Source organism: Aliiruegeria lutimaris (assembly GCF_900099935.1).
Taxonomy (GTDB): Bacteria; Pseudomonadota; Alphaproteobacteria; order Rhodobacterales; family Rhodobacteraceae; genus Tropicimonas; species Tropicimonas lutimaris.
In genome coordinates, this window is sequence record NZ_FNEK01000041.1 from 1 (window position 1) to 21,338 (window position 21,338).

Sequence of the window (21,338 nt, forward strand, 5' to 3'; positions counted from 1 at the left end):
ATCTGAGACCCCTATATCTGCCTCAACAGAAGGGAATCACATCACAACCAATCTGGGAAGCCTGAATCAGATAGGCCGCGACACGCTCTAGTCTCAAACCTGGTCCCGTGCTGGTTGCAAAAGAACGCGATCATCTCGATCAGGACTGCTTTCCAACCTCGGGCAATACAGCCATTCGGTGGCGCGCGCTTCACGCGCGAAAACGATCCTCCGGATCGTGCCTTCGGCATGAGTATTTCCACCAGGAGAAGTCGTTACTGCCGAGCAGTCATCTTCTGACCTGAAATATCCTGGGGGGGAGCGCTCGCCAGAGCGCGGGGGGCAAAGCCCCCACCGAGATCCAGTAACGGCTCATGGTAGAACCGTGGGTCCGATCAACCGGTCGAAACCATATGGTTGAGCGAGAAAAGCGGCCGCCGCCCCTCAATAAGCTCCCCGAATGTGCGCTTTAACCTCCGCCTCGTAGAAAGCCGTCAGCTCGTCATGCAGCGCTTTCGGCAGGGGTGCCACGTCGGACGCGCCCGCGTTGCGCAGGATCTGATCCGGAGCACTTGCACCCGGGATGATCGTGGAGACGGCCGGGTGATCGAGGATCCAGCGCTGCGCCATCTTGGCCAGCGTCATGCCCTCGGGAAGCATTTCCTTGAGCCGGTCGGCCAGCTCGACCCCCTTTTCATAGGGCAGCCCGGCAAAGGTCTCGCCCACGTTGAAGGCGGCGCCGTCGCGGTTGAAGTTGCGGTGATCGCCCTCGGCGAATTGCGTCTCCAGCGTGTAGCGCCCGCTCAGCAGACCGCTCGCCAGCGGCAGGCGCACGATGATGCCGACCCCCTTGGCCTCCGCTTGCGGCAAGAGTTCGGTAACCAGTTTCTGCCGGAAGAGGTTGAAGATGACCTGCAACGACAGCAATCCCTCCTGCTCCAGGCAAAGAAGCCCCTCCTCGACCGTCTCGACAGACGCGCCGAAATGACGAATCGCCCCCTCCTGCTGCAACTTGCGCAGCCAATCGAAGATCTCGCCCTGCCGCATCACTTCCGTCGGGATACAGTGCAGCTGGACCAGGTCCAGCGCCTCGACCCCGAGCCGCTCGCGCGAGGCGTCGACGCCCCGGCGCAGCGCGTCCTCGCTGTAGCCGTCGGGGTAGACACCCGCACCCCGTCCGAACTTGGTTGCGACCCGGATCTCGGGGCCATCGTAATGCTTGAGGAACTGCCCGATCAGGTCCTCGCTGCGGCCCGATCCATAGACATCGGCGGTATCGAAGAAACGCACGCCTTGTACGGCAGCCTTGGTCAGGATCTCCAGCGCGATCTCGCGGTTCACGCCCTGTCCCCAATCGGCCCCGATCTGCCAGCAGCCAAGTCCGATCTCGCTCACCTCGAAACCATTTGATCCGAGCATTCTCGTCTTCATGGGATATCCTTTCCAATGAGGTTGCCCGCGATGGCGGCAACCGGAATTCGCGGGCTTTATCTGCCTGCGCACCCCGGAGGTCAATCGGCCCATCCGCGCGTCTCAGGCGCGCGGCCCGGCCCAACCGGAGGGGCCCCACCCCTGGATGGGGCAACGACGGGCGGGAGGGCTCCCGGCAATCGGGATGCCGGAAAAGAAAGAGGCGCCCGCAAAGCGCCCCTTCCTTTCCATCTGTCCATCGGCGTTTCGGCCCTAGGCCGGAGGCTTCTTGTAGGCATAGAGCGCGGCACAGGCGCAGGAGACAAGGCGCGCCTTCTCGTCATCGGCCCGGCTGGTCAGGATGATCGGGCATTTCGCGCCGATCACGACCCCGCCGGCCTCGGCATGGGCGATGAAGGTCAGCTCCTTGGCCAGCATATTGGCGCTTTCCAGGTTCGGCGCGATCAGGATCTCGGCCTGGCCGGCCACCATGGACTGGATCCCCTTGGTGCGGGCCGCCTCGATATCGATGGCGTTGTCCATGGCCAGCGGACCATCGACCAGCGCGCCGCGGATCTGGCCGCGCTCGGCCATCTTGGAAATGGCGGCGGCATCGAGCGTCGAGGGGATCTTGGGGGTCACCGTCTCCACCGCCGACAGGATTCCCACCTTGGGCACTTCAATCCCCAGCGTATGCGCCAGGTCGATCGCGTTCTGCGTGATGTCGACCTTGGTCTCCAGGTCCGGCGCGATATTGATCGCCGCATCCGAGATCAGCAGCAGATGGGTCAGCCCCGGCACGTCCATCACGAAGACATGGGAGAGCCGGCGCCCCGTCCGCAGCCCACCATCGCGCTTGACCACCTGGCCGAGCAGTTCGTCTGTATGCAGCTGCCCCTTCATCACCGCCTGGGCCCTGCCCTCGTGAACAAGACGTACGCCGATCGCGGCGGCCAGCTTGTGGTTGGGCTCGTGGATCAGCTCGAAGCCGGAAATATCGCGGCCAATGGCCTTGGCGGCGGCCCGGATCTTGACCTCGTCCCCGATCAGGATCGGGTCGATGATCGTGTGATCGGCCCCCAGAAGTGCACCAAGCAGGGCGTCCTCCGATTCCGGCGCGATCACCGACGTCTTCATCGGCGGCAGCGGCTCGGCTTCCTTGAGCAGCTTGTCGAAATGCACATGGCGCTGGACGATCATGCCGGGAATGTCATCGACATTGTAGTCCATCTGCTCAAGCGGCGCGAAGACCTCGACGAACCCCTCGAGCAGCTTCTTGCCGCTTGTCGTGTCCACCCGGCAGGCAAATTTCGCGACATTGTTGTCGAGCTTCTCGGTCAGCACCACCTTTACGACCAACTCGTCCCCGTCATGGGCGCGCTCGAAGAACTCGACCTTGTGCGATTTGTAGAGTGTCCCCGGGCCGGGCAACTTGTTGCCGAGCGCCGAGGAAATCAGCGTCGAAACCCACATTGCCGGCGCCACCGGCTCGTGCAGCGCGTCGGTTCCCTCGAAATCCTTCATGCGGGGAAAGTGCTTGGGGTTCATATTGCCGGTGATATTGGCAAAGACGAAGAAATCGTCGGCCCGACAGACCCGTCGAACCTCGGCCTCCATGCCGATTTCCAACTTGTCCCACGGCGTATTGCTCAGTGTGGTCATCATCCCATCCCTACCGGATCGCGGGTGCCGAAACAGTGAGAGGGCGGCATCCGGTTGACCGCCCGTACGACATTTCTCCCCGCTATGGATTTTGCATGTCGAGCCATTGAAAGAAAGCCTGCGCGACGCAACGACAATGGCGATAGCGGGGAGCTTTACCCACTCGGGCGGAAATGCCGCACCGCGGCGTCCCGTCGGGCTTCCAAAAGGGAGGCTATGCGACCGGCGATGCGCATGTTAGCCATTTATCATAACGACTTGCTGAAGGAAGGGGCGTGTCCGATGAAATCGATATCTGCAATTGCGCTTGGGCTTGCGATGGCCACGGGAATTGGCGCGACGCCGGCCGGCGCCCAGCAAGCGCAGTTCGAGCTCGAACTCAACAGCCTGAAACCGGTCGAGACCGGCTGCAGGCTGACCTATGTGGCCCGGAACGCGACCGGTACAGACCTTGAGGCGGCCTCGTTCGAAGTTGCCGTGTTCGATGGCGCTGGCTCGGTCAGCCGCCTGCTGATCCTCGAATTCGGCGCGCTGCGCGACGGCAAGACGAAGGTTGTGCAATTCGACCTCGCTGGACAGGACTGCGGCGAGATTTCCCGCCTGCTGATCAATGATATCGCCGAATGCTCCGCCGCCCAGGGCGACGCCCCGGACTGCATACAGGCGCTTTCACCGAGCAGCCGGACCGAGGTTCAGTTCGGCCTGTGATCCAGCCCCGGGCCGCCCGGATCATCCGACCCGGCGGCCCGCGACCCAGTTGCCACGCACGGCGCCGGCTCCGGCCACCCGGTGCACCCGGATGATATCGGCCCGCGCGCCGATCTCGATCCGCCCACGATCGTGCAGGTCGACCACGTCCGCCGGCGCGCGGGTCACGGTGCGCACCCCGCGTGCGACATCGCCCCACAGGTCCCCCAGCATCAGCGCCGCTGTCAGCAGCGCCGAGGGTACGTAATCGGAACTCAGGATATCCAGCAGGTCGGCTTCCGCCAGGTCCTGCGCGGCCACGTTGCCGGAATGGCTGCCGCCCCTGATGAGGTTCGGGGCTCCCATCATCACCGCGATTCCCCGCTCGTGGCAGGCGGCCGCCGCTTCGTGAGTGGTGGGGAATTCCGCCAGCCGCACGCCATGGGCGGCCGAGGTTCCGACATGGTCCGCCAGCGTGTCGTCATGGCTGGCCAGAACCGCGCCGTAGCGGCGCGCCTCCGCGACCGCGGCGCGTTCGTGTAGCTCACCGTAGCGCGCGCGCAGTTCCTTCATATGCGCGACATGCTCCTCGAACCCGTCGTCCGACAGCGCGTGCTTGCCCTGTACGTAGGCCTTCAGTTTGGAGATGTCCCGGAACTGCCGCTGGCCCGGGGTGTGGTCCATCAGGCTGACGATCCCGACCCGGTCTTCCGGGCCGAACTCCGCCATCTCCTGCACCAGCGTCTGTGAACAGACCTCGGCGCGCAGATGCAGGAAATGGCTGATCCTGAGCGCCCCCGAAGCGCGCAGATGCAACATCTCGGTCGCCAACTGGCGCGCATAGGCCCGGTAATTCGTCCGCGCGCTCTGCACCGACCCCACCCGCATCGCGTCGAAAACGGTGGTAACACCGACGCTGGCCAACTCGCCATCATGCGCGATCATGGCCGCCGCATGCGGCCAGTCGACCTTGGGCCGCGGCTGGATGTGGCGCTCCAGGTTGTCGGTGTGCAGCTCGATCAGGCCGGGCATCACCATGTCGCCCTCGCAATCCAGCGCACCGGCCGGTACCGCCGCGCCCTGCCCGATCCCGGCAATCCGCCCGCCAGCGATGCGCAGGCTGCCGGTCACCACCTCCTCGGGTAGAACCAGCTGTGCATTGGCCAGGATTATCTCGTTCATCTACCGTCTCCGGGCTGTCTGCTCTCGCCGTGCGGGCCGCTCTGTGCTAGGCGCGCATGAGGAGGCATGTCATGGATGGATTCACGCGTTACGCGCTCTTTTACGCACCGCCGGCCGGGCCGCTGGCCGATTTCGGCGCCGCCTGGCTGGGATGGGATCCGCGCAACGGGAAACGCGTGGCGCATCCCGCCCTGCCCGGCCTGCCGCTGCCGGTTGCCGAGATCACCGAAACGCCGCGCAAATACGGCTTCCACGGCACGCTCAAGCCGCCCTTCCAGCTCAAGCCCGGATTCGACGTGGCCGAGCTGCACAACGCCGCCGAGGCGCTCGCCGCGATGCTGCCGCCGGTTCTGCTCGACGGGCTTAAACTCTCCCGCATCGGCAGCTTCCTTGCCCTCGTGCCCAAAGGCGACACGACGCAACTCGCGCTCCTCGCCGCCCGCGTGGTCGAGGCTCTGGACGGCTTCCGCGCCGCTCCCGAGGAAGACGAACTTGCGCGGCGCCGTAAACCCGGCCTGTCGGCACGGCAGGAGGTGCTGCTGCAGCAATGGGGCTACCCCTACGTCATGGAAGAGTTCCGCTTTCACCTGACGCTCTCCGGAAATCTGCCCGACGCCGTGGCCGACGCCGTGGCTGCGCGCCTGCATCCCGTGGTCGAGCCGCTGCTGCCGCGTCCCTTCAGGATCCGCGAAATCTGCCTCTTCGGCGAGGGGCAGGACGGGCGTTTCCACCACCTGCATCGCTACACGCTCTCCGGCTGAAGCACGCCGAGAAAGTCCCGTACCGCGTGGTCGAGGCTGCCGTCATTCTCCACCACCCGGATCGGGGGGCCATAAGGGATCTGGTAGTCCGCCCGCGCCAGCCGCCGGGCGATCTCCTGCTTGCTCTCCCGCCCCCGCGCCGCCAGCCGCTCGGCCAGCACGGGCACAGAGGCCGTCACGAGGATCACCGTCAGGCCGGGAAACACCTCCCATGCCCGGCCCAGGATGCCGCGCGAACCATTGAAAAGCACGTTGCGCCCCTCGGAGATCGCCCGGTCGACACTGCGGGGAATGCCATAGCAGAGCCCATGCGCCTGCCAGTCCAGCACGAAATCTCCCGCCACCTTGCGGCGCGCAAACTCGGCCTCGCTCACCCCCTCGAACGGCTCGCCGCCGGCCGTCTCCGGCCGGGTGATCACGCGCCGCACAAGGTGCAGATCGGGCCGGTGCCGCTTGACCTCGGCCATCAGCGTATCCTTACCCGCTCCCGATGGCCCGACCACCGCGAAGAGCCGCCCCCCCATCTCAGGCTGCCCTTTGAGGGGTGAACCCCGTCACGTCGATCTCGCGGTCGCAAACCTGCTCCCGCGCGGCGGCATCGTGGAAGATCCCGACGATCGCCGCCCCGCGCGCCTTGGCCTCCTCGATCAGGGCCAGCACCGTGGCGCGATTGACCGCGTCGAGGCTCGCCGTCGGCTCGTCCAGAAGCAGCGCCGGATAGCCATGCGCAAAGCCGCGCGCGACATTCACCCGCTGCTGCTCGCCGCCGGAAAAGGTCGTCGGAGACAGGCCCCAGAGCGTGCGCGGAATGTTCAGCCGCTCCAGCAGCGCCGCCGCCCGCGCCCGGGCGGCCTCCAGTTCGACCCCGACCGCCAACAACGGTTCCGCCACCACGTCCAGCGTCGGAACCCGCGGCACGACCCGTAAGAACTGGCTTACATATCCAATCGTTACCCGGCGAAGCTCAAGTATTTCCCGAGGTTCGGCGCGTGCTACGTCCACGCCATCCACGACAATACACCCAGCCTGCGCGAGGTAATTGCCATAGATCATCCGCATCAGCGTCGACTTGCCGGCCCCCGATGCGCCGACCAGCGCCACGCATTCCCCCGGCTGCACGCTCAGGGTCGCGTTTTGCATCACCGGGATCACTGCCGCGCCCTGGTTGTGAAGCGTGAAGCTCTTGGCCACGTCCTTCAGTTCGATCATTCCCGGCTCCCCGCGCCCGGCCTCACATCCAGCCGCGTTTCCTGAAAAAGAGATATGTCGCGAGGCCCGAGACCACCATGCTCCCAAGCGCGACGGCGAAGCCCCATTTGCTGTCGAGTTCCGGCATCCATTCGAAATTCATCCCGTATATCGAGGCAATCAGCATCGCCGGCGCAAACAGAGCGACCAGCGCCGAGAGCATGGAGACCGACTTGTTCTGCTCCAGGTCGATCATTCCCAAGGTTGCGTCTGTCACCACCGAGGCCCGCGCCGAAAGGTAATCGGCGTGTTCCTCTAGCGCGGCGACATCGCGTACGTGGCCGGCCATCAGCCGGCTGATTTCCTTGGCATTCTCAGACTCGACGGGGAATTGTTCGAGATAGTTCAGCGCCCGGGCGAGGGTCAGGAGCGACTGGCGCACCGCGGCGATGCGCACTCCGAAACGGCCGGCAACTTCCAGCGCGCGCTGCAATGTCGCGCTGCGGTTTTGCCGCCCGCCATCGAAAACCTCCCCCGAGACGCTATCGAGCGAGCGGCCGATCTCCTCCATCGTGTCGGACAACTCGTCAACCATCTCCTCGATCAGCCCCAGGCAGAGCCGCAGCGGCGAGGCGCAGCCGGCCCCGCTGCGCGCGGCACGCTCCGGGAAAACCGACAGCGCCTCCGGTTCATGGTAGCGCACCGTGACCAGCCGTTTCGGCGCCAGCACGAGGCAAAGCGGCCGCGACAGGCGCCGCCCGTCGGTCGTCAATCCGGGCAGGACCACGGTCATGTATTTGGTTGCGTCGATCCGGTAGAGCCGGCTGGAGAGCTGCAACTCCTCCATGTCCTCCTGAGCCGGCACCGAAATGCCCAACGCTTCCACGCTCGCCGCCTGTTCCGGCGTCGGAACGAAGAGATCGATCCAGATGGCTTCGTCGAGCCCCTCCGACGGAGAGTCCAGGGCAACGATGTCGTTTCGGGTGAGGCGGAAGGCGCGCAGCATGAGTCAGACCTGTAGAACGGAAGATACCAATAGCTGCGTATAGCCATGCTGCGGGTCGTCAAGCACTTGATCGGTCAAACCGGCCTCAACGACGCGCCCATCCTTCATGACCATCAGCCGATGTGCCAGAAGTCGGACCACCGCGAGGTCATGCGTCACCACGATCGCGCTCAGCCCCATGTCGCGCACCAGCCCGCGCAAAAGGTCGAGAAGCCGAGCCTGCACCGACACATCGAGCCCGCCCGTCGGCTCGTCCATGAAGACCAGCCGCGGCGCCGTCACGAGGTTGCGCGCGATCTGTAGCCGCTGCTGCATGCCGCCGGAAAAGGCGCTCGGCCGGTCGTCGATACGGCTTTCGTCGATTTCCACCCGGCCGAGCCAGTCCACTGCCTCCTCGCGTATGCGGCCGTAATGCCGCGCGCCCACGGCCATCAGCCGCTCGCCGACATTGCCGCCCGCCGTCACCGACATCCGCAGCCCGTCGCGCGGGTTCTGATGCACGAAGGCCCAATCGGTCCGCGCCAGCATCCGCCGCTCCGGCTCCGACATGGTCACCGTGTCGCGCAGCCCCTCGGCGCGGGTGTCGAACAGAACCTCGCCGAGATCCGGTTCAAGATGGCCCGCCAAGAGTTTGAGAAGCTTCGACTTTCCAGAACCGCTTTCGCCCACGATTCCCATCACCTCGCCGGGATAGAGATCGAAACTCACATCCGTGCAGCCGATCCGCGCGCCATAGCGTTTCTGGATGTTTCGAACAGACAGGAGCGGCGTTATGCGGTTTCCTCCTCGAATGGTGCTGCCAGCGCGCCAGAATGGCCCTCCTCGCGGCGCGACCGGCAGAAATCGGTGTCCGAGCAGACGAACATCCGTCCGCCCTCGTCATCGACGATCACCTCGTCGAGATAGGAATTTCCTGCCCCGCACAGAGCGCAGTCATGGTCCGCTTTCGACGGCACAAAGGGATGGTCCTCGAAATCGAGGCTGACCACCTTCGTGTACGGCGGAACGGCATAGATGCGCTGCTCCCGCCCGGCGCCGAAAAGCTGGATCGCGCCCATCTCCATTTTCGGGTTGTCGAATTTCGGGATCGGCGACGGGTCCATAACGTAGCGGCCCTCCACTTTCACCGGATAGGCATAGGAGGTCGCGATCTCGCCATGGCGCGCGATATCCTCGTAGAGCTTCACATGCATCAGCCCGTATTCCTCCAGCTCATGCATCTTGCGCGTCTCCGTCTCGCGCGGCTCCAGGAAGCGCAGCGGCTCCGGAATAGGCACCTGGTAGACGAGGATCTGCCCCTCGCCCAGCTCGGTCTCGGGAATGCGGTGGCGGGTCTGGATCACCGTCGCCTCCGAAGCGCGCTCCGTCGTCTTCACCGTGGCCGTCTTTTCGAAGAACTTGCGGATCGACACGGCGTTGGTCGTATCATCCGCGCCCTGATCGATCACCTTGAAGCGATCCTCCGGAACGAGCACCGCGGCGGAGACCTGCACGCGCCCGTGCCCCAGCCATAGGGCATGGGCATTTCGCGGCTGGCAAAGGGCACCTGGTAGCCGGGAATGGCCAGCCCCTTGAGCAAAGCCCTGCGGATCATCCGCTTCGTCTGCTCGTCCAGATACGCATAATTGTAATCTTTTTGACGTTCACTCGTCATGAGTCTGCCCCAATTCGATGCGAATTTTGCGGGCGTAAGCGGTCAAGGAGGTTCCAATGGAATGGTTTTCCCAGATCACGGTCGGCGAGGTGATCCTGTCCTTTCTCACCTGCTGTCTGATCCACGAAGCCCTCGTGATCGTTCTGCCAGACGAGATTGCCGGCCCCGGCGGCTGGCTGATCGACACGCGCGACTGAACCGCAAACCTCTTTCCAGGCACCTGTAGACGAAGGCGTCATTCCGCCGCCTCCTGTTGGTCCTGCCGGGTAGCCTGTGCCTCCCGGCGCAGCCGCCGCACCAGTTCCAGCTCGGATTGGAAATCGACGTAATGGGGCAGCTTGATATGTTCCAGAAACCCCGTCGCCTGGATATTGTCCGAATGCGCCAGCACGAATTCCTCGTCCTGCGCCGCCGCCCCGAGATCGTCCTCGCCCAGCTCGCGCCAGCGCAGCGCCCGGTCCACCAGCGCCATCGAGATCGCCTTGCGCTCGGTCATGCCGAAGGTCAGCCCATAGCCACGGGTGAATTGCGGAGGTTCGGTTTTCGACCCCTTGAACTGGTTCACCGTCTCGCATTCGGTCAGCCGCAGCTCGCCGATCTCGATGGCAAAGCCCAGCTCGGGGATCTCCATTTCCACCGGCACCGTGCCGACGCGCAGCTCGCCCACGAAGGCGTGGTTGCGCGCGTAGCCCCGCTGGGTGGAATAGGCGAGGCCCAGCACGAACCCCTCGTCGCCCCGCGTCAGGTTCTGCAGGCGCAGCGCGCGGTTGGCCGGGAACTCCATCGGCTCGCGGGTCAGGTCCGGCGGCGTCGCGTCGCCCTGCGGCTCCTGCTCGATCATGCCGTCGCGGTTCAGGAACCCGGTGATATGCGGCACGGGGGCCGCCTGCGGTTCCCCGCTCTGCGCTTCCGGGATTTCTCCTTCGGCATCCAGCGCGAAATCGAGCAGGCGGTGAGTATAGTCGAAGGTCGGCCCGAGGAGCTGCCCGCCCGGCACATCCTTGAAAGTCGCGGAAATCCGTCGGTCACAGGCCATCTCGCCTGTTTCCACCGGCTTGCTCGCCCCGAGGCGCGGCAGCGTGGTGCGATAGGCGCGGACCAGGAAGATTGCCTCGATCAGGTCGCCGCGCGCCTGCTTGATCGCCAGCGCGGCAAGGTCGGGATCATAGAGCGAGCCCTCGGCCATCACCCGGTTCACGGCAAGGCTGAGCTGCTCGCGGATCTGCGCGACGGAAAGCTCAGCCACCCCCTTGTCGCCCCGCCGCTCTTCGGCAAGCCAGGCATGGGCGTTCTCGATGGCGCGCTCGCCTCCCTTGACGGCAACATACATCAGGCAACCTCCCCGATTTTCGTACTGCGCGGGAGCGCGGCAAGGGTCGATCCCGCACAGAAGAAGAAGTCCAGGCCCAGCGGGAAGAGCCGGGAATTGCGCTTGAAAGCTTCCCGCTCGGGCAGCGGCAGGAAGGCTTCGCTGCGAATGCCCGGACCGGTGAGCCGCGCGCCGCTGGCCGACAATACGTCCATCTCGACGATCAGCGTGGCAGACCGATCCGGATAGGAGGGCTCGCCAAGCGCGAAACGCGCCAGCGGTTGCAGCGCTTCCCAGCGGCCAAGCGCGAAACGCGCCTCCTCGGCTGGCACCAGCGGCGCACCGGCATGAAAGGTCACCCAGTCCCGCACCGCGTCGCAATCGGTCGCGCCCGCAAGGTGCAGCGGCGTTTCGCCATCGCACAGCGTCAGCAGCAACGCGCCGGCAGCGGGTGAGAGCGGCGCAGGCGGACGCGCGCCCGTGACCTGATGCAGCGTGCCGGGCCGGGCCATCGCCTCCAGCGCGGCGCGAAACGCGCGCGCGGCCTGAACGGGCGCATCGGTAAAGTCGCCTTCGAGAGCTTCGGGTCTCATTGATCCTCTCCCCGCACCATGGTGAAGAACTCCGCCTTCGTCGCCGCCGCCTTGGCCGCGCGGGCAGTGTCGCGCGCGGCCTGTGCTTCCGCGAGCGGCGCCAGAACCGAGGCCCGGATCTCCCCGGCGCGGACCGTCTGCATCATCGCGTCCACCAGCGCGGCGTTGCGCGCCTTGGTCTTGTCGCGGCCCTGCACGTAGCCATGTCCGACCTCACCGCTCTCCAGCCGCAGCGAGCAGCGCGTCACCGTCATTTCGCCAAGGTTGAAAGGCTGGCCGGTGCCGCCAATCCGCCCGCGCACCATCACGCCGCCGATCTCCGGCGCGCGCAGATCATGCGCCTGAGGAAGTCGGTCCAGCGCACCCAGCCGATCTGCCAGATCCGCCGCCGACGCCCTGGCAAGCAGGCCCATCCAGATCTTTCTGTCTTCTGTCGCGTCATTCATGGACAACTTGCCGATTTGTCGAGATAACTATACAACTAGACAAATCAATAGACATCCGTCCCGAGTCGCACAAGACCGGCAAGCATGAAGCTTTGGTGACAGCATGGCCCGCACTCCCGTCTGGAAGACCATCGCCAGCGCGCTCGACGCCGAGATTGCCGCCGGCCATTATCGGCCCGGCGACCGCCTGCCCACCGAGGCAGCGCTCTCCGCGCGGTTTGACGTCAATCGCCACACGGTGCGCCGGGCGCTGGCCGATCTGGTCGAGCGAGGCATGGTGCATACCCGCCGCGGCTCCGGCGCATTCGTCACCGCCCGCTCGACCGATTACCCGCTGAGCCGCCGTCCCCGCTTTCATCGCTCCATCACCGATGCCGGGCGCGCGCCATCGCGCCGGGTTCTATCGCTGGAAAGCCGCGCGGCGGATGCGCGCGAGGCGGAGGCGCTACAGATCCCGACCGGCGCGCCGGTCCACATCTATGAGGCGCTCTCGTTCATTGACGATGTCCCCACCGCCATCAGCCGCTCGGTCTTTCCCGCCGGGCGCCTGCCCGGCCTGCTGGACCGGCTGGCCGAACAGCCCTCGATTACCCATGCGCTCGCGGGCGAAGGGGTGAGCGACTACACCCGCGCCTCCACCCGGATCACCGCCAAGCTCGCCACGGCCACGCAGGCGCTGCTGCTGGCCATCCGCGAGGGCGACCCGATCCTGCGCTCCATCGCGATCAATGTCGCGCCGGACGGAACCCCGGTCGAATATGGCCATGCCTGGTTTGCCGGCGACCGCCTGACGTTGACGCTGCACGGGGACGACGCGTGATCTGCGCGGCAGGGGCGGCAGAAATTTCCATCAATCGAGAATAGACCGGCAAAAAACGCTCAGGATGTCACACACGCGATACAGTGAGTTTGTATCCCGACCGGACAGATAACGGCAGATATTCTGAGTACATCCATGCAAGCCGCTCTCCCCCCTGTGCGCTTCACGGGCGCGCAAATCCTACGCGACGGCGAACTTCAGCGCCGCTCACTGGCCGTTGCCAACGGCCGGATCACCAAGGGTCCCCTGCCCGAGGTGGACATGCGCGGCTACCTGCTGCTGCCGGGGATCATCGACCTGCATGGCGATGCCTTCGAGCGCCATATCGTCCCTCGGCCGAACGCGCCCTTCGATCCGTCCATCGGCCTTTGCTCGGTCGATCGCGACGCCGCCGTCAACGGGGTGACCACCGCCTGGCTGGCCGTATCCTGGTCCTGGGAGGGAGGCTTCCGCGGGCCGGATTCCGCCGAGCGCATCCAGGATGCGCTGACCGCCTATCGCCCGCATATGGGCACGGACCTGCATGTGCAATTGCGCTGCGAAACCCACATGATCGACAGCGCGGACCGAATGCTCGCCGCAATCCGGCGCCATGGCGTGGATTACGTGGTGTTCAACAACCACCTGCACGAGGCGTTGGAGCTTGCCCGGAGCAAGCCGGAGGAGGTCGCCCACTGGGCCAGCCGAGAGGGACGCACGCTGGAGCAGCACATGGCGCTGGTTCGGGAGATGCTGTCAAGCAGCAAGGAGGTGCCGCGCCACCTGTGCCGGCTGGCCGAAGCCTTCGACGTACTTGGCGTGCGCTATGGAAGCCATGACGACCCCGATGGGGAAACCCGCGAGACCTATTCGATGATCGGCGCTTCCATCGCCGAGTTCCCCACCACGCGCCGCGCCGCCGCCGCCGCCAAGGCGATGAACGACCCGGTGATCATGGGCGCGCCCAATGTCCTGCGCGGCGGCAGCCAGTCCGGCAATGTGCGCGCGACGGACCTGATCTCGCAGAAGCTCTGCGACGCGCTGGTCTCGGACTATTACTACCCGGCCCTCGCCGGGGCGGCCTGGACCCTGGTCGATCGGGGCATCTGCGATCTGCCCGGCGCCTGGGCGATGATTTCCTCCCGGCCCGCCGAGATCCTGCGCCTGTTTGACCGGGGCAGCCTGGACTTTGGCCGGCGCGCCGATCTTGTCGCCGTAAACGAGCAGACACGGGCCATCGAGATGACGATTTCGGGGGGCGTCCTGACCCATCTCAGCCACGGCGCTGCACGTCGCGTTGCCGCCGGTCCGCAGCATCTCGACATGGCCGCAGAATAGGTCCGCAAGCGCCTTCGGTGAGTCGTTCTTCGCGCTTTCCCGAAACCCCTTTCTTTGCTCGCCAACGCCCCAAAGGTCTCCCGCCGCCCTTGCGGCCCCGCGCGGCAACGCGATTGCGACCTTTTGCAGCCCTAATCCATTCCAGGTTTGCCGCCACGCAACCATGCGGAAGATAGCTAAAAATCTTCGCATCTGGTATAATAACAAGGCATGGGCGCGCGAAACCTGCGGGAGGAGTGAGACGTAGCAGACGGGTGGCACTACGAATACGATTGGCAATATGGCTGACATTATGAACCAGGTTGGGCCTATGGCTGGGTTTATGACTACGGTTGGCTCTATGGCTGGACCTACGATTATGGTTGGCTCTACGACTATGGCTGGCTCTACGGATACTACTATGACTACGGCTGGACCTACGGGTATGGCTGGCTCTATGGCTGGTATGCCGGCTGGGGTTGGACCTATGGCTGGACCTGGAGCTATGGCTGGGATTACGGCTGGTATCTTGGCTGGGGCTGGGATTACGGCTGGTATTGATCCCTCGACAGGCGGCGGAATATCCCGCCCCATGGACGCAGACAACAAAGGCGCCACCTTCGGGTGGCGTCTTTCATTTCAAAGGGCAAGGAAACAGGGGTCCTCCGCGAGCCCCCGTGGCTGGGTCATGCGCGGATTTCTGTGCATCCTCCTACGGAGCCCATCACAAAGTACGACACATTTTAGCGAGCCCGAGCGCTTCATCCTCAGGATCTCGGCAGAGTTTTTTTCAGCCCGAAATTGCAGCCCATTGGCAAATCTGGAAAAACGCTGACGGCCACCCGGCATCGGCCGGGCCGCTTCCAAGGCAACCCGCAATTAGACAGGCATTTGATCCAAATCGAAAATTCATCCAGCTGGATGGCACTTGCGCTTCTCGCTAGCGTGACCGCGAGGTTTCCTGTCTACTTGGCTGAAGGGCAGCAAAATGGCCGAGCTGCGTTACGAGTACACTTACGACTGGCAATATGGCTGGCATTACGATCCGGGCTGGGTCTACGCCTATAGCTGGCAATTCGGGTGGCATTACAGCTACGGCTGGATCCATGACTTCGGCTGGCTCTATGGCTGGAATTACGGCTGGGCCTATGGGTATGGCTGGCAATATGGCGGCTATTACGGATGGTTTCTGGGCGACAGCTGGTTCTATGGCTGGAATTATGGGTGGGTCCAATCCCATGGCTGGCATTATAGCTGGTACCTGGGCTGGAGCTATGGCTGGGGCTGGAACAACGGCTGGCACTATGGCTGGACCTATGGCTATGGCTGGTTCTGGAATTATGGCTGGTCGTCGGGCAGCTGGAATGTCGGATGGCATAGCGGATATGGATGGTATGTCGGCTGGGATTACGGCTGGTACGTCAACCATGGCTGGCATTTCGGCTGGAACCTTGGCTACTGGTGGTCGCATGGCTGGAACTATGGCTGGTATGTAGGCCACAGCTGGATCCATGGCTGGCATCAGGGCTGGTATGCCGGCTATGGTTGGTCCCCCGGTTGGAACTATGGTTGGTACACCGGTTATGGATGGCTCCACGGCTATAGCTGGGATTACGGCTGGCATCTCGGCTGGGGTTGGGGCTACGGCGACGTATGGCAGTATGGCTGGCACTGGGGCTATGGATGGTCGTGGGGCTATGGATGGGATTACGGCGGATACTGGGGGTGGGGCTGGACCATCAGCTACTACTGAGTTCGTGTCGCGAAAGGGATCGGCGCGTCGGGCGGAAAATGAAGCGCTTTTTCCTGCAGCCGCGCCACCGCCAGGAGAGGCACTTTGGGCCCGGGATCTCGGGCGGTTTCGACAGCATCCGCCGGCGAGCGCCTCAAGGATCACGCGTGCCGAGAAGACGGCCATCCGGGGGCGCTGCCCCCAGACCCCCGGGATATTTCCGGAAAGAGGAAGGAACGGGCCACCGTTGAAAGTGCACAGGTTCCGGGAGAAATGCGCGCTTTGACTTCCACAATCGGTGAGCCTCCGGAGATTGCGCCACTGCATTTGGCAACATCAGGACAAGGGCACTGTGAAACGGATGCCTGGTGGCGCCAGGTACTCGGTGAAATTCCCGCCGGGGAACGAAACCCGGCGTGCTGTATCGCGGATCACTGGGCCGCGCGCAGGTCGAGAATATATTGCAGCAGCGCTGCTTCGGAGCGCTTCAACCGGTCGATCTGGGAAAAGATCTCGAGCTGCGTGATCGTGAACATGGCGATAACGCTGACAAGCAGTGTGTCGCTCTCCATATCGTCGATGCAATTCGGCCCGTCACCGACGAATTCCAGCGTCCCGTAGGCGATTCCGTCAAGGATCAGCGGTGTGCCGACGAATTTGCGTGGCGTGGACCCGTCGAAGGCGCATTTTCCCGCCAACCCGGCCGTTTGCGGATTTGCGAACCAGACGATTTCCTGTCCAGACATCAAATGCGCGGTCAGGCTGGCGGAATTGTCCGGGTTGCCCGGCGGCATGTCCTGGTCGGTGCTGCAAAATCGCGCGATCACCAGCGTGCGCGACCCGTCCACCCGCGTCACCCCGGCCGCGCGCATTTTCAGCGCCCGGCACCCTGCCGCCAACATTGCCTGCAACCGTTGCTCGGCGCTCTTGTCCGGTTCGGTGAAGGCGGCAATGATGGTGTCTCGGATGGCGGCGTTGCGCCGGGAACGGTTCAACGCGCGTTCCAGATCGTTCTGAAGCTGCCGGCTGGTGATCAGGGCCGCCCGCAGCAGGATCGCATCCGTCGCGCAATGGGCAAGATCCTGCATGACCGCGATGTCTTCCTCGCTCCAGTGGCGCACCTTGGGATCAACCACGCAAAGCGCCCCGAGAGCAGCCCCAGTCGGCCCGAAAATCGGCGCCCCGAGATAGGAACGAAAGGGAAGTTGATCCAGCTCGGCCAGCTCGCCCCCCAAGGGATGGGTGTCCTTGTCATTGACGGCAAGCGGGACCGCATCGCGGTGGACAAACTGGCTGAAGGATTTCGTGAGCGGGATCCAACCCGCCTGTTCCCACTCTGTCGGCATGCCCAGCCCGCTGACCAGGATCTGCCGTTCCACCTGCTGTTCGAACACGCCGATCAGCGCCATTTTCGCCGAAAAGATACGCCGCACGACCCGGGTGATATATTTCAGCGCCCCCTGCTCGTCGGGGTTGCATAAACCGAGCTCGTCGATTGAAAAGGCCTTTTGCCGGACAACCGGCGCGGGCTGGAGCTGCAACGCGGTCATATCGACCTCGATTGATCTGACAAGAATGGACACAGCTTGCCGGCTAATTCATTAAATTGAGGTTAACTTTTGCAACGGTCGCGGCGCTGTCCTCAGCAGACGATCTCGATCAGCTTCGGACCGGGCGTCTCCATGGCCGCGCGGAAGGCGTCGGCAAAGCTCTCCATGTCCTGCACCCGGCGCGCTGGCACGCCATGCCCCTGCGACAGCGCCACCCAGTCCAACTCGGGCCCTTCGACATTGAACATGCGCTCGGCATTGCGCCCGACATGGCTTACGCCAACATTGGCCAACTCCGCGCGCAGGATCTGGTAGCCGCGATTGGCGAAGATCAGCACCGTCATGTCGAGTTGTTCGCGTGCCATCGTCCAGAGCGACTGCAGCGTGTACATCGCCGAGCCGTCGCCCGTGGGCGCGATGACCTTGCGGTCCGGACAGGCCACCGCCGCGCCGACCGCCAGCGGCAGGGCCGCCCCGATCGCGCCGCCAGGATTGTAGAGCAGGTCGTGGTTGCGAGCAGTGCGCGTGGGCGGGATGACATCGGCGCCCGCCGTTACCGCCTCGTTGGCGATGATTGCCCCCTCGGGCAGCAACGCAGCAAGCGCCTGCCCGACCTTCGCCAACGTTAGCTCTCCCGTGGGAAGCTCCGGCACGTCCAGCGACAGCAAGGCGGGTTCCGCCTGCTCCGCGCCTGTTGCCACGATCAATGTCTGCAGCGTCCAGGCAATGTCCATCGTCGGCCCGCAAAGGTCGACCATCCGGCAATCGGCGGGCTCCGGCGTCGAGGGCCGGTCGGGATAGGCAAAAAAGGCCACTGGCTGGCCCGCGCCCAGCAGCACCAGGTGCTTGACGTCCTTCAGGATCTCGACATTTTCCAGCACCGGGTAGTGCAGGCACTCGATATCGACCGCGCCCTCGCCGCGCTCGATCCGCGGCAGGAAATAATCCGCCATCAGGCGGCAACCGGTCTTGCGGGCGATCTTGCCAGCCAGCCTTGCCAGCGGGCCGAACGCCGCTGCGCCACCGATAAACAACGCAGCCCCAGGCTCGGTCAGCGCGGCGGCGGCGGCGGCGATCTGGTCGGGGCGCGGACGGTGCAGTGCGACGGGCGGCAGCGGGTCCACCGGCCCCTCGGCCTCGCTCCAGGCGGTATTCGCGGGCAGCACCAGCGTGGCGATCTGGCCGTTGCGCGCAGTCGCGGCGCGGATCGCCTCCGCCCCGTCCTGCGCCACGGCCAGCGCATCCATCGACAGCTTGACCCAGTCGGAAACGGAGCGGGTAACGCCCTCGATATCACCCTTGAGCGGCGCGTCGAATTTCAGGTGGTAATCTGCATGTTCGCCCACGACATTGATCATGGCCGAATGCCCCTTTCGGGCGTTGTGCACATTGGCATAGCCATTGCCGAAACCGGGCGCGAGATGCAGCAGCGTCGCCGCCGGCTTGCCGCTCATGCGGAAATAGCCATCGGCCGCGCCTGTCACTCCGCCCTCGAACAGGCTGAGAATGCAGCGCATTTCGGGATGCGAATCGAGCGCGGCGACGAAATGCATCTCGGACGTGCCGGGATTGGCAAAACAGACGTCCAGCCCGCCCGCGAGAAAGGTTTTCACAAGGGATTCTGCGCCGTTCATACCTGCACCTCATCTTCGGCCTTGGGGCCAGCCGTTTCCGCCGCGCAGTCAAGCACAGCGAAAAGATGCGTGCACTTGGAAAATCCGCCGCGCCGGCTCACGACATTCCATTTTCACGGGCGCTCGTCTTGAGTTCCGCAACCTGTCGGAGAGCGCTCAAACCATGGCGGCACATGAGACCATGCCGGGAAATTGCCAAATGGCACCGCGAAAAATCCTGTTCTGCGATGATCGCTGGACATTGGTAACGTCTTTCGGGACGCTGAAGGCAACGAACAAAGGGAAATGACGTGATGCTGAAGGTTTACCTGTCAGGCGAGATTCATACTGACTGGAGAGAACGAATTGTCGACGGTTCGAAAGGGCTGGATGTCGCGTTCAACAGCCCGGTTACCGATCACGCGGCAAGCGATGACTGCGGCGTTGCGATACTTGGCGCCGAGCCGGACAAGTTCTGGCACGACCACAAGGGCGCGAAGCTGAACGCCATTCGCACCCGCAAGGGCATCGAGGACGCGGATATCGTCGTGGTGCGCTTCGGAGACCAGTACAAACAGTGGAACGCCGCCTTCGATGCGGGGTATGCCGCGGCACTGGGAAAGTCTCTGATCATACTTCACGGGAAAAGCCATCAACACGCATTGAAGGAAGTCGACGCAGCGGCGCTGGCCGTGGCCGAGGAACCGGAGCAAGTGGTTCAAATTCTTCGATATGTTCTGGACGGCTCGCTACCCTGATAGTCGCCCCCGGTCACGCTCAGCCCGTTTCCCCGGTTTCGCCCCGGCGGTGTCTCAGCGTGTCCCCGCCAGCCGCCCGTAGGCGCCCAGCGCAAAGAGCAGCGGCGTTCCGGGCCTGTGTGTGACACGCTCCACCTGGCCGATAACGATCGTGTGGTCCCCTGCCCCGTGAGAGGCGAAATGGCGGCAGTCGAGCCGGGTCAGGCAGCCGGCCAGATGCGGCACGCCGGCCTCGCTCTCGGCCCAGTCGATCCCGGAGAAATCATCGGCCCGATCGGCGAAACGCTGGGAAATCTCGAGCTGGCCGGCCTCCAGCACATGGATGGAGAAGTCACGCGCGGCCACGAAGGCGTCGTGGCGCGGCGAGAGCAGCGCCGGGCACCACAGCACCAGCGGCGGGTCGAGCGAGACGGAGGTGAAGCTGTTGACGGTAAAGCCCAGCGGCCCCTCCTCCGAACCGCAAGTTACCACCGTCACCCCGGTGGCATAGGCGCCGAGCGCCGTACGCAGCGCCCTTTCGCGGCCCGGGCCGGGCGTGAAGCTTTCGCTTTCCATTCTCTTCCTCTCCGGCGCGCTCTCCATCAGGGCACCTCGTGTCCGAGCGCCGCCGTGTAGAGGGCGTACCATGTCTCACGGTCCATGTTGACCTTGAAAGCGTCCGCGAACGCGCGGATGCGCTCCAGCTTGTTGGTGCCGATCACCGGCAGGATACAGGCCGGATGCGCCAGCAGCCACGCCACCGCGATCACGCCGGCCTCCACCCCGTCGCGTTCGGCAAAATGCTTCAGCGCCTCGTTCATGCGGTTATGCCCGGAGGAGAGCAACGCGCCGCCGCCCAGCGGCGACCATGCCATGGGCGCAACGCCTTCGCGCTGCAGAAAGGCCAGTTCGCCATTGGTCATCGGCTGGTGGGTGAGCAGCGAGATCTCGATCTGGTTGGTGACCAGCCGGTTCTCCATCGCCGATTGCAGCAATTCCCAGTCATGCGGCTTGAAATTGGACACACCCACCGCGCGTACCTTGCCCGAGGCCACGGCCTCGTCCAGCGCCCGCCCGGTCTCGACCGGGTCCATCAGCGGATCTGGCCGGTGCAGCAGGAACAGGTCGATCCGATCCGTCTTCAACTTGCGCAGCGAGCGCTCCAGCGAGGCGGAGATATGCGCCGGCGAGGTGTCGTAATATTTCACCGCGCGGCCGGAATACTTGCCGATCGGCGCGATGATATCGCATTTGGTCACGATCTCCATCCGCGCCCGCAGCTCCGGCGCATCCTTCAGCGCCTTGCCTAGGATCGCTTCTGTCGTATAGCCGCCATAGATGTCGGCGATGTCGAAACTGGTGATCCCCTGCTCCAGACAGGCCTCGATCTTTTTCTGAACACGGGCGGGCGAGGTGTCCTCGTCATCTCCCAGCCGCCACAGGCCATAGACGATCCGGCTGAGTTCCAGCCCGACACTGAGTTCCACCCGTTCCATCAGACGTCCTTTCACACAACTGATAGCCCGATACCCTTGCCCGGCCCCGATCACAACCGGCTTGACCCGGCATGGAGGCATTGCCCCCTACGCTCCACATCCGCATTCCGGAAGGGAAGGCGCGACACCAATAGTTGTGGACGAGCCCCCTTAAGCGAAGGCAACCAATTAAACATAATTGAAAATTCCACCACCAAAACGCCACACGTCACAAATC

At 64.3% G+C, this 21,338-nt stretch carries 21 protein-coding genes and 1 pseudogene; 7 read left to right on the top strand and 15 right to left on the bottom strand.

Translation table 11 applies throughout. From position 1 onward, the window contains the following. Nucleotides 1-423: 423 nt before the first annotated feature. Together BLR85_RS17540 and BLR85_RS17545 are read right to left on the bottom strand one after the other, a co-directional pair. Nucleotides 424-1,410, bottom strand: coding sequence for an aldo/keto reductase (locus tag BLR85_RS17540; RefSeq protein WP_093159425.1), 987 nt, complete (start codon nt 1,408-1,410; stop codon nt 424-426). Between the two features lie 252 nt (nt 1,411-1,662). Continuing rightward, a complete protein-coding gene (locus BLR85_RS17545) occupies nt 1,663-3,051 on the bottom strand; it encodes a bifunctional enoyl-CoA hydratase/phosphate acetyltransferase (RefSeq protein ID WP_212635101.1) in 1,389 nt (462 codons plus the stop codon). 282 nt (nt 3,052-3,333) lie between these two features. Between BLR85_RS17545 and BLR85_RS17550 the strand changes: the two genes are divergently transcribed. Continuing rightward, nucleotides 3,334-3,759 carry a hypothetical protein gene (locus BLR85_RS17550; RefSeq protein WP_244520767.1) on the top strand — a complete coding sequence of 142 codons (426 nt, stop codon included), beginning with the start codon at nt 3,334-3,336 and terminating at the stop codon, nt 3,757-3,759. Nucleotides 3,760-3,780: 21 nt separating this feature from the next. Here the strand turns inward: BLR85_RS17550 and BLR85_RS17555 are convergent, their stop codons facing one another. Then, on the bottom strand, nt 3,781-4,920 hold the full coding sequence (locus BLR85_RS17555) for an alpha-D-ribose 1-methylphosphonate 5-triphosphate diphosphatase (protein WP_093159435.1): 1,140 nt from the start codon (nt 4,918-4,920) through the stop codon (nt 3,781-3,783). Between the two features lie 71 nt (nt 4,921-4,991). On the opposite strand from BLR85_RS17555, the gene BLR85_RS17560 reads away from it, so the two are divergent. Next, entirely contained in the window at nt 4,992-5,681 is a 690-nt protein-coding gene (locus BLR85_RS17560) for a DUF1045 domain-containing protein (protein WP_093159439.1), read from the top strand. On the opposite strand, the gene BLR85_RS17565 is transcribed toward BLR85_RS17560, so the two are convergent. The 5 genes and pseudogenes from BLR85_RS17565 to BLR85_RS17585 form a co-directional block, all read right to left on the bottom strand. Continuing rightward, complete coding sequence (locus BLR85_RS17565) at nt 5,663-6,148, bottom strand: phosphonate metabolism protein/1,5-bisphosphokinase (PRPP-forming) PhnN (RefSeq protein ID WP_342028793.1); 486 nt, start codon at nt 6,146-6,148, stop codon at nt 5,663-5,665. The genes BLR85_RS17560 and BLR85_RS17565 overlap by 19 nt on opposite strands. Before the next feature lie 58 nt (nt 6,149-6,206). Beyond that, entirely contained in the window at nt 6,207-6,890 is a 684-nt protein-coding gene (gene phnL / locus BLR85_RS17570; RefSeq protein WP_093159449.1) for a phosphonate C-P lyase system protein PhnL, read from the bottom strand. 22 nt (nt 6,891-6,912) lie between these two features. Beyond that, a complete protein-coding gene (locus BLR85_RS17575; RefSeq protein ID WP_093159455.1) occupies nt 6,913-7,875 on the bottom strand; it encodes a CorA family divalent cation transporter in 963 nt (320 codons plus the stop codon). A 3-nt stretch (nt 7,876-7,878) separates the two neighbouring features. Continuing rightward, complete coding sequence (gene phnK / locus BLR85_RS17580; protein ID WP_093159460.1) at nt 7,879-8,649, bottom strand: phosphonate C-P lyase system protein PhnK; 771 nt, start codon at nt 8,647-8,649, stop codon at nt 7,879-7,881. Continuing rightward, a pseudogene (locus BLR85_RS17585) lies at nt 8,646-9,529 on the bottom strand (alpha-D-ribose 1-methylphosphonate 5-phosphate C-P-lyase PhnJ). Before BLR85_RS17585 ends, phnK begins: the two are co-directional and overlap by 4 nt. A 56-nt stretch (nt 9,530-9,585) precedes the next feature. On the opposite strand from BLR85_RS17585, the gene BLR85_RS29195 reads away from it, so the two are divergent. After that, nucleotides 9,586-9,726, top strand: coding sequence for a hypothetical protein (locus tag BLR85_RS29195; RefSeq protein ID WP_170844614.1), 141 nt, complete (start codon nt 9,586-9,588; stop codon nt 9,724-9,726). 38 nt (nt 9,727-9,764) lie between these two features. Here the strand turns inward: BLR85_RS29195 and BLR85_RS17590 are convergent, their stop codons facing one another. From BLR85_RS17590 to phnG, 3 genes are read right to left on the bottom strand one after another with little or no spacing between them, the layout of a single operon-like run. After that, the gene (locus BLR85_RS17590; protein WP_093159465.1) at nt 9,765-10,859 is read right to left on the bottom strand and encodes a carbon-phosphorus lyase complex subunit; all 1,095 of its coding nucleotides are present in this window, start codon (nt 10,857-10,859) and stop codon (nt 9,765-9,767) included. Further along, nucleotides 10,859-11,431, bottom strand: a complete 573-nt coding sequence (phnH, locus tag BLR85_RS17595) for a phosphonate C-P lyase system protein PhnH (protein WP_093159470.1) — start codon at nt 11,429-11,431, stop codon at nt 10,859-10,861. Before phnH ends, BLR85_RS17590 begins: the two co-directional genes overlap by 1 nt. Next, nucleotides 11,428-11,877 (bottom strand): phosphonate C-P lyase system protein PhnG, encoded by a 450-nt coding sequence (phnG, locus tag BLR85_RS17600; RefSeq protein WP_093159475.1) that lies wholly within the window; start codon nt 11,875-11,877, stop codon nt 11,428-11,430. The genes phnH and phnG overlap by 4 nt, the downstream gene beginning before the upstream one ends. 103 nt (nt 11,878-11,980) lie before the next feature. Between phnG and phnF the strand changes: the two genes are divergently transcribed. From phnF to BLR85_RS29200, 3 genes are all read left to right on the top strand, one after another. Then, nucleotides 11,981-12,697, top strand: coding sequence for a phosphonate metabolism transcriptional regulator PhnF (gene phnF / locus BLR85_RS17605; RefSeq protein WP_093159479.1), 717 nt, complete (start codon nt 11,981-11,983; stop codon nt 12,695-12,697). A gap of 135 nt (nt 12,698-12,832) precedes the next feature. Continuing rightward, entirely contained in the window at nt 12,833-14,014 is a 1,182-nt protein-coding gene (locus tag BLR85_RS17610; RefSeq protein WP_093159485.1) for an alpha-D-ribose 1-methylphosphonate 5-triphosphate diphosphatase, read from the top strand. Nucleotides 14,015-14,981: 967 nt separating this feature from the next. After that, entirely contained in the window at nt 14,982-15,746 is a 765-nt protein-coding gene (locus BLR85_RS29200; protein WP_093159490.1) for a hypothetical protein, read from the top strand. A gap of 410 nt (nt 15,747-16,156) precedes the next feature. Here BLR85_RS29200 and BLR85_RS17625 read toward each other — a convergent pair whose 3' ends face one another. Together BLR85_RS17625 and BLR85_RS17630 are read right to left on the bottom strand one after the other, a co-directional pair. Beyond that, nucleotides 16,157-17,275: a GAF domain-containing protein gene (locus BLR85_RS17625; RefSeq protein ID WP_093159494.1), complete on the bottom strand. Its 1,119-nt coding sequence runs from the start codon at nt 17,273-17,275 to the stop codon at nt 16,157-16,159. Nucleotides 17,276-17,367: 92 nt separating this feature from the next. Beyond that, nucleotides 17,368-18,909 carry an acetolactate synthase large subunit gene (locus tag BLR85_RS17630; RefSeq protein ID WP_093159499.1) on the bottom strand — a complete coding sequence of 514 codons (1,542 nt, stop codon included), beginning with the start codon at nt 18,907-18,909 and terminating at the stop codon, nt 17,368-17,370. A gap of 293 nt (nt 18,910-19,202) precedes the next feature. Here BLR85_RS17630 and BLR85_RS17635 point away from each other — a divergent pair, with 293 nt between their 5' ends. Continuing rightward, the gene (locus tag BLR85_RS17635) at nt 19,203-19,646 is read left to right on the top strand and encodes a YtoQ family protein (RefSeq protein WP_093159503.1); all 444 of its coding nucleotides are present in this window, start codon (nt 19,203-19,205) and stop codon (nt 19,644-19,646) included. Between the two features lie 54 nt (nt 19,647-19,700). Here BLR85_RS17635 and BLR85_RS17640 read toward each other — a convergent pair whose 3' ends face one another. Both BLR85_RS17640 and BLR85_RS17645 read right to left on the bottom strand, forming a co-directional pair. Further along, nucleotides 19,701-20,201, bottom strand: a complete 501-nt coding sequence (locus tag BLR85_RS17640; protein WP_170844615.1) for a flavin reductase family protein — start codon at nt 20,199-20,201, stop codon at nt 19,701-19,703. 26 nt (nt 20,202-20,227) lie between these two features. Further along, nucleotides 20,228-21,121, bottom strand: coding sequence for an aldo/keto reductase (locus tag BLR85_RS17645; protein WP_093159513.1), 894 nt, complete (start codon nt 21,119-21,121; stop codon nt 20,228-20,230). Nucleotides 21,122-21,338 lie beyond the last annotated feature (217 nt).